Consider the following 14,625-nt stretch of genomic DNA (forward strand, 5'->3'; position numbering starts at 1 on the left):
TCCCTGGCGCGCTAAGAATTTCTTTCAGTCAAGCAAATCGACCTAAGAGAGGGCATTGTCAGCCAGAAACAAAACACTGTATAAATAACCAGACCTAAAGCCTGGGAGCGGCCTTTATGCTGGTGCACCTGTCCGTACACAACTACGCCATCGTTGAACATCTCGATCTCGAACTCGATCGCGGGATGAGCGTGATCACAGGGGAAACCGGCGCCGGCAAGTCGATCATGCTCGACGCCCTCGGCCTGACCCTGGGTGATCGCGCCGACAGCGGCGTAGTCCGCCCGGGGGCCGACAAGGCCGACATCCTGGCCACCTTCGACCTGATCGACATCCCTGAAGCCAGCGCCTGGCTGGCCGAACGCGACCTCGAGAACGACGGCCCGTGCATTCTGCGCCGCGTGATCACCGCTGAAGGGCGTTCGCGCGGCTATATCAATGGCACCCCCTGCCCTCTCGGCGACCTGAAGGCCCTGGGCGAGTTGCTGATCGATATCCACAGCCAGCACGAACACCAATCCCTGCTCAAAACCGATACTCATCGCCGCCTGCTCGACGAGTACGCCGGCGCCACGGACCTTGCCCGTCAGGTGCAACTGGCCGCCCAACGCTGGCGCCAGACCCGTCAGGAGCTGGAACGCCTCTCCAACTCCGGCGACGAACAGCGCGCTCGTCATCAGTTGCTCAGCTATCAACTCGAAGAACTGGAAAACCTCGGCCTCGGCGAAAGCGAGCTGGAGCAACTGGAACAGGAACACAAGAACCTGACCAACGCCGAAACCCTGCTGGGCATTTGTCGGCAAGTGGTCGAACAATGCAGCGAAAGTGATTCCGGCAATGTATTGAACGCACTGACCGCCAGCCTCAATCGCCTATCGAGCGTGAACAATTCGATCGGCGCCCTGGGTGAAGCCAGCAACCTGCTGACCAGCGCGCAGATTCAGGTTGAAGAAGCCGTGGGCGAATTGAACCGTTTTCTCGACAATTTCGACGCTGACCCGGCACGCCTTCAATACCTGGAAGAACGCCTCGATGCGATCTACACCCTGGCGCGCAAACACCGCATCCAGCCGACCGAGGTCGCCGAGATGCAACAGAAGCTACTCGACGAAATCGAAACCCTGAATGCCAACGATGAATCCATCGAACGACTGGGCGATGAGCTGGCCTCCTACGCCCGTCATTATCAGGAGAAGGCTCGGGAATTGAGCGACTTGCGCCATCAAGCGTCGAGCAGCCTGGCCAGCGCCGTGGAACAGGAAATCCAGCGCTTGGGCATGCCCGGTGGCCGCTTCACCATCGAGCTGCGCCCCAACAGCAGCGACGAACTGCTGCCCAACGGGCTCGAACAAGTGGAACTGCTGGTGAGCGCCAACCCGGGGCAACCGTTGAAAGCCCTGGCAAAAGTGGCATCGGGGGGCGAGCTATCGCGCATCAGTCTGGCGATTCAGGTGATCACCGCACAGACCTCCCGCGTACCGACGCTGGTGTTCGACGAAGTGGACGTAGGCATTGGCGGCCCGACCGCCGAGATTGTCGGCCAGTTGCTGCGACGCCTCGGGGAACGCGGGCAGGTTCTGACCGTGACGCACTTGCCGCAAGTGGCGGCGCAGGGGCATCAACATCTATTTGTACACAAGGTCCGCGGTGAAGATGCCACGCACACGGCCGTCTCCAAGCTGAGCAAGAATGATCGTGTCGAAGAAGTGGCACGGATGCTCGGCGGCATCGATCTCACCAAGGAGTCCCTGGCTCACGCGAAGAAAATGGTTGTTACCGCGAAAATCTAAGAAGGACAGAAAGCACGAAGGCGACCCTGAGGTCGCCTTCGTTCGTTTCGCGAACCTGAAGTTCGCGCGACATGCTTACTTTTTCTTGCGCACGTACAGTACAAGATTGTGATCGACCATCTCGAAGCCATACTTGTCGACGATTGCTTTCTGCAGCCGCTCGATTTCTTCGTCGAAGAATTCGATCACTTCACTGGTCTCGACGTTGACCATATGGTCGTGATGCTTGCCGTCGTCCAGCTCGAAGACCGCATGGCCTCCGTCGAAGTTGTGCCGCACCACAAGGCCAGCTGCCTCGAACTGGGTCAGAACACGGTAAACCGTGGCCAGACCGACGTCCTCACCAGCCTCCATCAGTGCCTTGTAGACGTCCTCGGCACTCATGTGGCGCTGCTCGGCGGAATCGAGCATTTGCAGAATTTTGACCCGTGGAAGGGTCACTTTGAGGCCGGCTTTGCGTAGTTCGCTATTTTCAACCATGGTCAGCTTTCTCGCGATGCTGCTTCGCAGCTTCTCTTAATGCGGGTATGATCGGCGTTTACGTTGTCCCAGCCAAGATAGTGGAAGTCGCCCACCGATGCAAAACACCAAGCTCTTGCTAACCAGTTTCACCTTTGTGGGACTGCTCGCACTCGCCGGTTGTTCATTCCCCGGGGTTTACAAAATCGACATCCAGCAGGGCAATGTCGTCACGCAGGACATGATAGACCAGTTGCGCCCGGGAATGACCCGTCGGCAAGTACGGTTTATCATGGGCAACCCTCTGTTGACCGACACGTTCCATGCCGATCGCTGGGATTACCTGTATAGCCTGCAACCCGGTGGCGGTGAACGCCAACAGGAACGCATTAGCGTTATCTTCAACCCAAATGACCAACTTGTCAGCCTCTCTGGCGATTTCATGCCAGGCGTGAGCCGCGACGAGGCCATTCTCGGCAAGGACAGCGGCACTACCGTGACCGCGCCGGCAGGAAGCGCCGAGAAGCCGAAGCCAGAAAAACCGGTCAAGCCAGGCTCGTTGCTGGACCAGATCCAGAAGGACGTGGACAACGTAGAAACTGTCCCGGTCCCAACTCCAGAACCGCTGGAAACCTCGCCGCAATAATTTGCGACGCAATAAAAACCCCGGCATATCCGGGGTTTTTATTGTCTGGCGTTTAATCGAATCACTGATTCCGGGCTTTGGCCTCGGCCGCTTTGGCTGCACGCAACCGCCGAACTTCTTTTGGATCGGCGAGCAACGGCCGGTAAACCTCGATGCGATCCCCTTCCTGAACCTGGCGAGTGGCCGGATCAGCGATCACTTTGCCAAAGATCCCGACCGGACAACTGCCCAGATCCAGCTCCGGGAATTCGTCATTCAGGCCCGATTTGAACAACGCATCCCGCACCGTCGCGCCCACCGGCACCGTCACGCTCAGCAGCACCTGACGATCAACGGCGGCATACACCACCTCGACCTTGATCACGGCCTCAACCATGCATTTGCTTCGCGCGCTGGCAGAATGCGTCCATCAACGTATTCGCCGCCTGATTAAACAAAGGCCCCAACGTCGCACGCACCAGCGGCCCGGAGTAGTCGAACGACAGGTCCAGACTAATCTTGCAGGCCTTCTCGCCCAACGGTTTGAACACCCAGACGCCGTGCAACTGGCTGAACGGACCTTCCTCGAGGTTCATTTCGATCGAACGCCCGGGCACCAGGGTATTACGCGTTACGAAATGCTGACTAAGCCCCCCCTTGGCCACGCCGACGCTGGCGCGCATGAACTCAGGACAGCTTTCCAGAATTTCGGTCGATGAGCACCACGGCAGGAATTCCGGATAGCGGGCCACGTCGTTGACCAGGTCGTAAAGCGCTTGCGCCGGATACGGCAGCAGGGCCGAACGTTGAATGTGTGTCGTCATGTCAGCGTTACTTCCACAGCTGGGCGGCAAACACTACAAGAATGCCGATGGGCGCCACATAGCGCATCAAAAACAGGGACAGGGCGAACAATACCGGGCTACGGATCGACAACTCGTCGCGCACCGCTTCACGCCCCATCACCCAGCCCGCAAACACCACGAAACACAAACCACCGAGTGGCAGCATGATCCGCGAGGTGAAGAAGTCGATCACACCAAAGAAGTCCAGGCCACCGGCCGCCCCCCATTGGTAGAGATGGAACATCCCGCCTTCGTTCACGAAAAACTTGGCTTCCTTCCAGATATTGAAAGAAAACACGGTACCCAGGCCGACGAACCAGCAGGTGAATGCCAGCCAGAAGGTGACCCAGGCGCGGCTGATTTTCGTGCGCTCAACCAGGTAAGCCACCATCGGTTCGAGCAGGGAAATCGCCGAACTCCAGGCCGCAATCGCCACCAGTACGAAGAACACTACGCCCATCAACTGGCCGAACGCTACGTTACCGAAGGCGAATGGCAGGCTGACGAACATCAGGCCTGGGCCTTCGCTCGGGTTCAGGCCGGCAGCGAATACAATCGGAAACAATGCCAGACCGGCCAACAGCGAAACGAAGGTATCGAGCAACGCCACACCGACGACGGTTCCGGAAATCGACGAGTGCTTCGGCATGTAGGCGCCGTAGATCATGATCGAGCCGACACCCACGCTCAGAGAGAAGAACGCGTGCCCCATGGCCGGCAGCAAGCCATCAAGCACCTTGTCCGGGTGGAAGTCGAACATGAAATGCACGCCCTCCATGAAGTGGCCGGTGGTCATGCTGTAACCCAGCAGGACAATCACCATCACGAACAGCAACGGCATCATGATCCGCAGGCTGCGCTCCAGCCCGGCGACCACACCCTTGGCGATCACCACTGCCGACAACAGCATGAAAATCGTGTGCCAAAGTGTCAGGCGCCATGGGTCGGCGATCACATTACCGAAGTATGCGCCGACCTGATCAGCCGTCACGCCCCGAAAGTCGCCACGGCCCATGTCGATGATGTAATCCAGCGACCAACCGCCAACCACACTATAGAAAGACAGAATCAGCAACGCCGTGATCATCCCGGCAAAGGCGCCCCAGGACCACTTCGCCGAATGCCCCGCGTCCAGCGCCAGGACCTTCAAGGCATTGGCCGGGCTCTGCCGCGCGCGCCGGCCGATCAGGGTTTCGGCCAGCATGACGGGCATACCGATCAGCGCGATACAGGCCAGGAACATCAGCACGAAGGCCCCGCCGCCATAGACGCCAACCATATAAGGGAATTTCCAGATACTCCCCAAACCCACGGCCGAACCGGTCGCGGCGAGTATGAAGACCCAGCGGCTAGCCCAACTGCCGTGGACAGAAACCTTGTCTGTCGACATCGTTATCACGCCCAAGCGTTCAAAAAAGAGGCCGCATTGTCCGGGATTCAATCAACCTGCTCAAGCACGTAGCGTCACCGTAGCCGACTCGCGCGCAACTCCCTATAATGCCGCCCCTATGGCTAAACAGAAGAAACACCCAACAGGGACCATCGCGCAAAATAAAAAGGCGCGACACGATTACTTCATCGAACATCGGTTCGAGGCTGGTCTGGTCCTGGCCGGCTGGGAAGTAAAAAGTCTGCGGGCAAGCAAGCTGCAACTGGTTGACAGTTACGTACTGCTCAAAGATGGCGAAGCCTGGCTGCTCGGCAGCCACATTACGCCTCTGACGACGGCCAGCACCCACGTTATCGCTGATCCGACCCGCACCCGAAAATTGCTGCTCAATCGGCGCGAGCTGGAAAAGCTGGCCGCTGCCGTGCAGCAAAAAGGTTACGCCTGCGTATGCCTGTCCTGGTACTGGAGCAAGCACATGGTCAAGTGCGAGATTGCTCTGGGCAAGGGTAAGAAGGAATACGACAAGCGTGATACCGAACGCGAACGCGACGCCGGCCGTGAATTGCAGCGTGCGGTGCGGAACAAGGGCAAGGAAGAGTAGTTCTCCGCCAGACCGCGGCATAGTGGCGAGGGAGCTTGCTCCCGCCGGGGTGCGAAGCGCCCCCTGGTTTGGCGGCATCAAGCCTGCTGGCGACTGCTGTGCAGCCGAACGGGAGCAAGCTCCCTCGCCACACTGAATCGCCTGTCACTACATCCCCTTGCGTCGCTCCGCCCGTGCCATGCGCTGCACTTCCTGACGCACCTCTTCCAGCACTTCCTGCACATACAAAATGTGCCGACTGGACACTTCTCGCGCCTCTTCCGCCCGCCCCTCAATAATCGCCTGGTACAACTCCCGGTGCTGCGCAATCAGCATGTCACGGGTTTCGACGCGCTGTTTGTACATGCCGCCAATGTTGGTCACCACGTTGCGCTTGAGCAGGTCGAACAGCCCGCGAATGGTGTGCAGCAACACTGCGTTATGGCTGGCCTCGGCGATCGCCAAGTGGAAATTCGCATCCGCCGCGCCCTCTTCCGCCCGACTCACTTCATCGTGGCGCGAATAGCAGTCCTGCAATTCGTCAAACGCCGCCGTCAGCCGCTCACGATCCACATCGGTGGCACGCAGTGCCGCGTAGTAAGCGCAGGATGCTTCCAGGGTATGGCGAAACTCCAGCAAATCGCGCTGGGCCTCGGGGTTGCTCTCCAGCAGGTGCAGCAATGGATCGCTGAACGTCGAGCCCAGGGATTCCACCACATAGTTGCCGCCGCCCTGACGACTGACCAGCAGCCCTTTGGCCACCAGTTTCTGAATCGCCTCACGCAACGAAGGGCGTGACACGCCGAACTGCTCGGCCAACGCACGCTCTGCCGGCAGGCGTTCGCCAGCCTTCAAGGTGCCCTCGAGAATCATCCCCTCGAGTTGCTCGACAATATCGTCAGACAAACGGCGTTGCCGAATCTGATCAAACCCCATCACTCAATTCTCCACGATCCCGGCGGCTCGCCGGGCTCTCTATTCTGGCCTATCGGCGCTGCGCCAGCACCTACCAGACGACGCTTGATCGAACAGATCAGATGCATTCTGCACCGCTCATTCGACAAAAGTTTTAGGGCGGCAAATTGACACACCGCCTCCAAGGCTTTTACCCTAGCCAACAGCGATTGTAAATTGGTCTTACCAATTATCCAAGAACGCTGACCAGTGCCTGACCAACAACAATTAGGGGCCACCCCATATGCAAACCTGGCAACAGCTCTACAGCCCGCTCGGCAGTCTCGGCGTGTCCGCACTCGCGGCCGTCATTCCCATCGTATTTTTCTTCCTGGCCTTGGCCGTGTTCCGCCTCAAAGGCCATGTGGCCGGCAGCATTACCCTGGCGTTGTCCATTGCCGTGGCAATCTTCGCTTTCCAGATGCCGGTCGATATGGCTTTCGCCGCCGCTGGATATGGCTTTGCCTACGGGCTGTGGCCGATTGCGTGGATCATCGTGGCAGCGGTGTTCCTCTACAAACTGACGGTCAAGAGTGGCCAGTTCGAAGTGATCCGCAGCTCGGTGCTGTCGATCACCGACGACCAGCGCCTGCAAGTGCTGCTGATCGGCTTCTGCTTCGGCGCGTTCCTGGAAGGTGCCGCCGGTTTCGGCGCACCGGTAGCGATTACCGCCGCATTGCTGGTTGGACTGGGCTTCAACCCGCTGTACGCCGCCGGCCTGTGCCTGATCGCCAACACCGCGCCGGTGGCCTTCGGCGCCTTGGGGATTCCGATCATCGTCGCCGGGCAAGTCACCGGCATCGACGCGTTCAAGATCGGCGCCATGACCGGTCGCCAGCTGCCGTTGCTGTCGCTGTTCGTGCCGTTCTGGCTGGTGTTCATGATGGACGGCCTGCGCGGCGTTCGGGAAACCTGGCCAGCTGCGCTGGTGGCCGGTTTGAGTTTTGCCATCACCCAATACTTCACCTCGAACTTCATTGGCCCGGAACTGCCGGACATCACCTCGGCGCTGGTCAGCCTGATTTCCCTGACGCTGTTCCTGAAAATCTGGCAGCCAAAACGCGCTGCGGGCGCGCACATCGTCGGCGCAGTCTCGGCTTCCGTGGTGGCCAGCACCGGTGGTTTCGGCCAACCGCGCACCACCGTGGCTTCGCCTTACAGCCTGGGGGAAATTTTCAAAGCCTGGTCGCCGTTCCTGATCCTCACCGTATTGGTCACCATCTGGACGCTGAAACCGTTCAAGGCGATGTTTGCCGCCGGCGGCTCGATGTATGGCTGGGTGTTCAACTTCGCGATCCCGCACCTAGATCAAATGGTGATCAAGGTTGCGCCGATCGTAACCAACCCGACAGCGATTCCGGCGGTGTTCAAACTCGATCCGGTTTCCGCGACCGGCACGGCGATTTTCTTCTCCGCGCTGATCTCGATGCTGGTGCTGAAGGTCAATATTAAAACTGGTCTGACCACTTTAAAAGAAACGTTCTACGAACTGCGCTGGCCGATTTTGTCCATCGGCATGGTGCTGGCCTTCGCCTTCGTTACCAACTACTCGGGCATGTCGTCGACCATGGCTCTGGTATTGGCAGGCACCGGTGCGGCGTTCCCGTTCTTCTCGCCATTCCTCGGCTGGCTCGGTGTGTTCCTGACCGGTTCCGATACCTCGTCTAACGCGCTGTTCAGTTCGCTGCAAGCCACCACCGCGCACCAGATCGGCGTCAACGACACCCTGTTGGTGGCGGCGAACACCAGCGGTGGGGTGACCGGCAAAATGATCTCGCCGCAATCGATCGCCGTGGCCTGCGCCGCGACCGGGCTGGTGGGTAAAGAATCGGATCTGTTCCGCTTCACCCTCAAGCACAGCCTATTCTTTGCAACGATCGTCGGCCTGATCACCTTGGCTCAGGCTTACTGGTTCACCGGCATGCTGGTGCACTAAGCACTACACACCACACGGAAAAAACCGACACCGGGTTACGCTCCGGTGTCAGCTATTCACAACCGGGTCTGCAAGGCTGCTGAAAGCTTCTCTCTCTATATTCAGCAGCCTCAGCGGACGGATAACCGGGACCACCCGGAGACACGCCTGATGAGCGAGCTTTTTTACAACGCTGTGCCGAACGCGACCCGCGTCGCCCCGCCACTGCCTGAACCTCGGCAATACCCCAGCGAAAAACCGTCACGGGTGTACCTGTTCGGGACCTGCGTGGTGGATCTGTTCTACCCCGAAGCCGGGATGGACGCGATCCACCTGCTGGAACGCGAGGGCATTCGTGTCGAATACCCGCAAGGGCAAAGCTGCTGCGGGCAACCGGCCTACACCTCGGGTTACACCGAACAGGCCCGGACCGTGGCGCGCTCGCAACTGGCGTTGTTTGCCGGGGATTATCCGGTGGTGGTGCCGTCGGGTTCTTGCGCGGGCATGTTGCGCGAACACTATGCCGACCTGTTCAAGGACGAGCCGCAAACGTTGAAACAGGTTCAGGCCCTCGCGGCACGGACTTACGAACTTGCCGAGTTCCTGCTGTTTGTCTGCAAGGTGCAGCTCAAGGACAGCGGCGAACCGGTGAAAGTGGCGTTGCACACGTCGTGCTCGGCACGCCGTGAAATGAACACCCACTTGCATGGCCGTGAGTTGTTGGCGCAGCTGAGCAACGTGGAGCGCGTCGACCACAGCCACGAAAGTGAATGCTGTGGCTTTGGTGGGACTTTCAGCGTCCGTATGCCGGATATTTCCGGCGCGATGGTGGCTGACAAGACCCGTGCGTTGAAGGAATCCGGCGCGCACAAGGTACTCAGTGCCGACTGCGGCTGCCTGATGAACATCAACGGCTCGTTGGAGAAACAGCAGGAGGCGTTGCGCGGTCAGCATCTGGCCAGCTTCCTTTGGCAGCGAACCGGAGGTGCCCGATGAGCAGCTCCACGATTATTCCTACGGTCGCCGTAGAAGAAGATTTTCGCAGCCGGGCTCACAAGGCTTTGGCTGACACGCAATTGCGAAACAACTTTCGCAGCGCGATGGATTCACTGATGAACAAACGGGCAGCGTCCTTCAGCGATGCCCATGAAAGAGAACATTTGCGAGCGCTGGGCAATGCCGTCCGCGCCCGTGCGTTATCCAAGTTGCCCGACCTGCTCGAGCAGCTTGAACAGAACCTGACCCGCAACGGTGTGACAGTGCACTGGGCGGAAACGGTGGACGAAGCCAATGGCATCGTCTTGTCGATCATCCGCGCTCACGAGGGGCGGCAAGTGATCAAGGGCAAATCGATGGTCAGCGAAGAGATGGAGATGAACCATTTCCTCGAAGCTCAAGGCATTGAATGCCTGGAGTCGGACATGGGGGAATACATCGTCCAGCTCGACCACGAGAAGCCTTCACACATCATTATGCCGGCGATCCACAAGAATGCCGGTCAGGTCGCGTCCTTGTTCCACGACAAACTTGGCGTGGAGTACACCAAGGACGTTGACCAACTCATTCAGATCGGTCGCAAAGTCTTGCGGCAGAAATTCTTCGAAGCCGACATCGGCGTCTCCGGTGTCAACTTCGCCGTGGCCGAAACCGGCACCTTGCTGCTGGTGGAAAACGAAGGCAACGGTCGGATGACCACCACGGTGCCGCCAGTACACATCGCCGTCACCGGCATCGAAAAAGTCGTGGAAAACCTGCGCGACGTGGTCCCACTCCTGTCGCTGCTGACCCGCTCGGCCCTGGGCATCCCGATCACCACTTACGTCAACATGATCTCCGGCCCGCGCAAGGAACATGAACTCGACGGCCCACAGGAAGTGCACCTGGTGCTGCTGGACAACGGTCGCAGCCAGGCATTTGCCGACAGCGAATTACGCCAGACCCTGAACTGCATCCGCTGCGGCGCTTGTATGAATCATTGCCCGGTCTACACCCGAATCGGCGGTCATGCCTACGGCGAGGTTTACCCTGGGCCTATCGGAAAAATCATCACCCCGCACATGGTCGGTCTGGCGAAAGTCCCCGACCACCCGAGTGCCTCGTCGTTATGCGGCGCCTGCGGTGAAGTCTGTCCGGTAAAAATTCCGATCCCTGCATTGCTGCGTCGCCTGCGGGAAGAAAACGTCAAAGCGCCGGACAGCCCGCATCAAGTGATGCGCGGTCAGGGCAGCAAGTATTCGCGCAAAGAACGATTTATCTGGAACGCCTGGGCCAGGCTCAACAGTTCGCCAACGCTTTATCGCCTGTTCGGCTTCTTCGCCACTCGCCTGCGAGCGCTGACACCGAGCAACGTCGGCCCATGGACCCAGAACCACAGCGCACCGAAACCCGCGGCCCGCTCACTGCATGACATGGCCCGCGAGCATCTGGCCAAACAAGGGGACCATTGATGAGCGCCAAGCAAAATATCCTCGCCAAGTTGCGCAACAGTCTGACGGGCACCACGCCGGTGGCTGACAACTTCGATGTCGAACTGGTGACCGAGCCCTACACCTACACGCCGGAACAACGCATTTCGCAACTGCGCAAACTGATGGAAGCGGTGCACACCGAAATCCATCTGACGTCCAAAGAAGGCTGGCCCGAACTGCTGGCGCAACTGCTGCAGACTCGCCAGCTGCCGAGCCTGCTGATTGCGCCGACGACGCCCCACGGGCAACGCATCACCGAGCATTGGGCGAAAAACCCTGGCCTGCCAGCGCTCAAAGCCTACAACCGCCCGGTCGAGGAATGGAAAGCCGAGTTGTTCAACGACACCCCGGCCAGCCTGACCACCACCCTCGGTGCGATCGCCGCGACCGGTAGCCTGATTCTCTGGCCGACGCGGGAAGAACCGCGCTTGATGAGCCTGGTGCCGCCGGTGCATTTCGCCCTGCTCAAGGCCAGTGAAATCCGCGACAACTTCTATCAGGTGCAGCAGGAATTCGAATGGGCCCAAGGCATGCCGACCAACGCCTTGCTGGTGTCCGGCCCGTCGAAGACTGCCGACATCGAGCAAGTGCTGGCTTACGGTGCCCACGGCCCGAAAGACTTGGTGGTGTTGATCCTGGAGGACCAATGAGTCTACCGGCGGCTTTTCTGCGCGATGCGCAGCAACTGATTCCTGAAGTACGACGTTTCGACGATCCGCTGTCGACCCTGGCCTTCGGCACCGACGCCAGTTTCTATCGGCTGATTCCAAAACTGGTGATCCGCGTCGAGTCCGAAGACGAAGTAGTGGCGCTGCTCAAACTGGCACAACGGGACCACGTCCCGGTGACCTTCCGCGCCGCCGGCACCAGCCTGTCTGGCCAGGCCATCAGCGACTCGGTGCTGATCGTGCTGGGGGATAACTGGAACGGTCGCGAGATCCGTGGCCAGGGCACGCAAATCCGCCTGCAACCCGGCGTGATCGGCGCGCAGGCCAATGCGTGGCTGGCACCGTTCGGACGCAAGATCGGCCCGGATCCGGCGTCGATCAATGCCTGCAAAATCGGCGGCATCGTCGCCAACAATGCCAGCGGCATGTGCTGCGGCACAGCGCAAAATACCTATCACACCCTGGCCGGCATTCGTCTGGTGCTGGCCGATGGCAGCCGACTCGATACCGAAGACCCCAGCAGTGTTGCGGCGTTCCGAAAGAGTCACGCCGAATTGCTGGCGCGCCTGGCGACGCTGGGCCGCGAGACCCGCGCCAATGCCGAACTGGCTGCGAAAATTCGCCACAAATACCGTCTGAAAAATACCACCGGGCTGTCACTCAATGCCCTGGTGGACTTCGACGAGCCTGTGGATATCTTGAGCCACTTGCTGGTGGGTTCCGAAGGTACGCTGGGGTTCATCAGCGCGGTGACCTACGACACGGTGATCGACCACCCGAACAAGGCGTCGGCGCTGATTGTGTTCCCGGACGTGGAAACCTGCTGCAACGCCGTCACCGTCCTGAAAAGCCAACCGGTGTCGGCCGTGGAACTGCTGGACCGTCGCAGCCTGCGCTCAGTGCAGGACAAACCCGGCATGCCGGCTTTCGTACAACAACTGTCGTCTAATGCCTGCGCTCTGCTGATCGAATCCCGCGCCGCCTCTTCCACGTTGCTGCAGGAACAACTGGCGCAGATCATGGCGTCGTTGACCGGCTTTCCGGTAGAGAAACAAGTCGACTTCACCGAAGACCCTGTGGAAAACGCCCGGCTCTGGGCGATCCGCAAGGACACCTTCCCCGCCGTCGGCGCGGTGCGCAAAACCGGCACCACGGTGATCATCGAAGACGTGACCTTCCCGGTGGAACAACTGGCCATCGGCGTGAACCGCTTGATCGAGCTGTTCGACACACATCACTACGACGAAGCGATCCTTTTCGGACACGCTCTGGAAGGCAATCTGCACTTCGTCTTCACCCAAGGCTTCAACAGCGCGGAAGAAATCGCACGTTACCAGGCGTTCATGGACGACGTAGCGCAGTTGGTGGCCGTGGAATTCGGTGGTTCGCTGAAAGCCGAACACGGCACGGGGCGCAACATGGCGCCCTTCGTCGAACTGGAATGGGGCAGCGATGCCTACCAGTTGATGTGGCAGCTTAAAAACCTGCTCGACCCCAACGGCATTCTCAACCCGGACGTGGTGCTCAGCGACGATCCACAGATCCACCTCAAACACCTGAAGCCGCTGCCCGCCGCCGATGAGATTGTGGATAAGTGCATCGAATGCGGTTTCTGCGAACCAGTGTGCCCGTCGAAAGGCCTGACGCTGAGCCCACGCCAGCGCATCGTGATCTGGCGTGACATCCAGGCGAAGAAACGCGCCGGCATGGACACCGCCGAACTGGAACAAGCCTACGAATATCAGGGCATCGATACCTGCGCCGCCACGGGCCTGTGTGCACAACGTTGCCCTGTAGGCATCAACACCGGCGAGCTGGTGAAAAAGCTCCGTAGCCGTAACGCGAGCCATACGAAAACCGCCAACTGGATTGAAGGCAATTTCGCCACTGCGTTACAAGGCGCGCGCTTCACCCTGCACGTCGCCAACGGAGCACGAATGCTGCTGGGGGCACCACGTTTGGCGAAGCTTTCGGCAACATTGACCCGCTTGTCCAAAGGCCAGGTTCCACAATGGACCAACGCCATGCCACAACCGGAAAAGGCCATTCGCTTCAGCCCGAGCGTGTCGGACAAACGCCCTCGGGTGGTGTACCTCGCGGCCTGCGTGTCGCGGGTCATGGGCCCGGCGGCGGGTGATAAAGAGCAAATGTCGCTGTACGACAAAACCCGTGGCCTGCTGGAAAAAGCCGGCTACCAGGTCGTCTTCCCAGACAATCAGGACAACCTCTGCTGTGGCCAGCCATTCGCGTCCAAGGGCTATGCCGAACAGGCCGAACACAAACGTCAGGAGCTGATCGGCGCACTACTGCACGCCAGTCGTGGCGGGCTCGACCCGATCTACTGCGACACCAGCCCCTGCACGCTGCGGCTGGTTCAGGATCTGGGCGACGTACGACTGGACCTGTACGACCCGGTGCGTTTCATCCGCACTCACTTGATGGATCGACTGGACTTCACCCCGCAGGAAGCGCCGATCGCGGTGCACGTCACGTGCAGCACGCAGCATCTAGGCGAGAGCCAGGCGTTGATCGATCTGGCGCGCAAATGCAGTAAAAACGTGGTCATTCCGGAAGGCATTCACTGCTGTGGTTTTGCTGGCGACAAAGGCTTCACCACGCCGGAATTGAACGCCCATTCGTTACGCACGCTGAAGGACGCGGTACAGCAATGCAGCGAAGGGATCTCCACCAGCCGCACCTGTGAGATTGGTCTGACACGACACGGTGGAATTGACTACCACGGGCTGGTTTATCTGGTGGATCGAGTGACCCGGGCTAGAGCGGTCTGACACCGAAGCACAAAAAGAAGGGGCATTAACGCCTAATGCACAAACCCGCTCCCACAGGGATTGTGCATTCGGCGTCATTGCCCCTGTTTCGCACCCTCCTCCCGGAAAATCTTTCACTCCCTCGCAAGCGAAAACAGAACCC

The 14,625-nt window shown here is 59.5% G+C and carries 13 protein-coding genes; 8 read left to right on the top strand and 5 right to left on the bottom strand.

Features of this window, described 5'->3' with window-relative positions; all coding sequences use genetic code 11:
• The first annotated feature begins 116 nt into the window (after positions 1-116).
• Positions 117-1,790, top strand: coding sequence for a DNA repair protein RecN (gene recN / locus AC1RL4_RS14510; RefSeq protein WP_018929474.1), 1,674 nt, complete (start codon positions 117-119; stop codon positions 1,788-1,790).
• Positions 1,791-1,865: 75 nt separating this feature from the next.
• Here the strand turns inward: recN and fur are convergent, their stop codons facing one another.
• Entirely contained in the window at positions 1,866-2,270 is a 405-nt protein-coding gene (fur, locus tag AC1RL4_RS14515) for a ferric iron uptake transcriptional regulator (RefSeq protein ID WP_003197684.1), read from the bottom strand.
• A 97-nt stretch (positions 2,271-2,367) separates the two neighbouring features.
• Between fur and AC1RL4_RS14520 the strand changes: the two genes are divergently transcribed.
• Positions 2,368-2,895, top strand: coding sequence for an outer membrane protein assembly factor BamE (locus tag AC1RL4_RS14520; RefSeq protein ID WP_096481149.1), 528 nt, complete (start codon positions 2,368-2,370; stop codon positions 2,893-2,895).
• A gap of 61 nt (positions 2,896-2,956) precedes the next feature.
• Here AC1RL4_RS14520 and AC1RL4_RS14525 read toward each other — a convergent pair whose 3' ends face one another.
• Genes AC1RL4_RS14525 through AC1RL4_RS14535 form a run of 3 tightly spaced genes read right to left on the bottom strand, consistent with a single transcriptional unit; the run spans position 2,957 to position 5,109 of the window.
• Entirely contained in the window at positions 2,957-3,271 is a 315-nt protein-coding gene (locus tag AC1RL4_RS14525) for an RnfH family protein (RefSeq protein ID WP_019582459.1), read from the bottom strand.
• The gene (locus AC1RL4_RS14530) at positions 3,264-3,698 is read right to left on the bottom strand and encodes a type II toxin-antitoxin system RatA family toxin (RefSeq protein ID WP_096481151.1); all 435 of its coding nucleotides are present in this window, start codon (positions 3,696-3,698) and stop codon (positions 3,264-3,266) included. The genes AC1RL4_RS14525 and AC1RL4_RS14530 overlap by 8 nt, the downstream gene beginning before the upstream one ends.
• 7 nt (positions 3,699-3,705) lie before the next feature.
• Positions 3,706-5,109, bottom strand: coding sequence for a sodium-dependent transporter (locus AC1RL4_RS14535; RefSeq protein WP_019582460.1), 1,404 nt, complete (start codon positions 5,107-5,109; stop codon positions 3,706-3,708).
• A gap of 118 nt (positions 5,110-5,227) precedes the next feature.
• On the opposite strand from AC1RL4_RS14535, the gene smpB reads away from it, so the two are divergent.
• Positions 5,228-5,710 (top strand): SsrA-binding protein SmpB, encoded by a 483-nt coding sequence (smpB, locus tag AC1RL4_RS14540; RefSeq protein WP_008029800.1) that lies wholly within the window; start codon positions 5,228-5,230, stop codon positions 5,708-5,710.
• Between the two features lie 147 nt (positions 5,711-5,857).
• Here smpB and AC1RL4_RS14545 read toward each other — a convergent pair whose 3' ends face one another.
• The gene (locus tag AC1RL4_RS14545) at positions 5,858-6,625 is read right to left on the bottom strand and encodes an FCD domain-containing protein (protein WP_018929469.1); all 768 of its coding nucleotides are present in this window, start codon (positions 6,623-6,625) and stop codon (positions 5,858-5,860) included.
• A gap of 262 nt (positions 6,626-6,887) precedes the next feature.
• Here AC1RL4_RS14545 and AC1RL4_RS14550 point away from each other — a divergent pair, with 262 nt between their 5' ends.
• From AC1RL4_RS14550 to AC1RL4_RS14570, 5 genes are all read left to right on the top strand, one after another.
• The gene (locus AC1RL4_RS14550) at positions 6,888-8,579 is read left to right on the top strand and encodes a lactate permease LctP family transporter (RefSeq protein ID WP_007933491.1); all 1,692 of its coding nucleotides are present in this window, start codon (positions 6,888-6,890) and stop codon (positions 8,577-8,579) included.
• A gap of 150 nt (positions 8,580-8,729) precedes the next feature.
• Complete coding sequence (locus AC1RL4_RS14555) at positions 8,730-9,554, top strand: (Fe-S)-binding protein (RefSeq protein ID WP_018929467.1); 825 nt, start codon at positions 8,730-8,732, stop codon at positions 9,552-9,554.
• Entirely contained in the window at positions 9,551-11,005 is a 1,455-nt protein-coding gene (locus AC1RL4_RS14560; protein WP_230173845.1) for a LutB/LldF family L-lactate oxidation iron-sulfur protein, read from the top strand. The genes AC1RL4_RS14555 and AC1RL4_RS14560 overlap by 4 nt, the downstream gene beginning before the upstream one ends.
• Positions 11,005-11,676, top strand: a complete 672-nt coding sequence (locus AC1RL4_RS14565) for a LutC/YkgG family protein (RefSeq protein WP_019582462.1) — start codon at positions 11,005-11,007, stop codon at positions 11,674-11,676. The genes AC1RL4_RS14560 and AC1RL4_RS14565 overlap by 1 nt, the downstream gene beginning before the upstream one ends.
• Positions 11,673-14,483, top strand: coding sequence for an FAD-binding and (Fe-S)-binding domain-containing protein (locus AC1RL4_RS14570; RefSeq protein ID WP_230173830.1), 2,811 nt, complete (start codon positions 11,673-11,675; stop codon positions 14,481-14,483). Before AC1RL4_RS14565 ends, AC1RL4_RS14570 begins: the two co-directional genes overlap by 4 nt.
• Positions 14,484-14,625: the final 142 nt, after the last annotated feature.

This window comes from Pseudomonas sp. GW822-FHT07A10 (assembly GCF_058798795.1).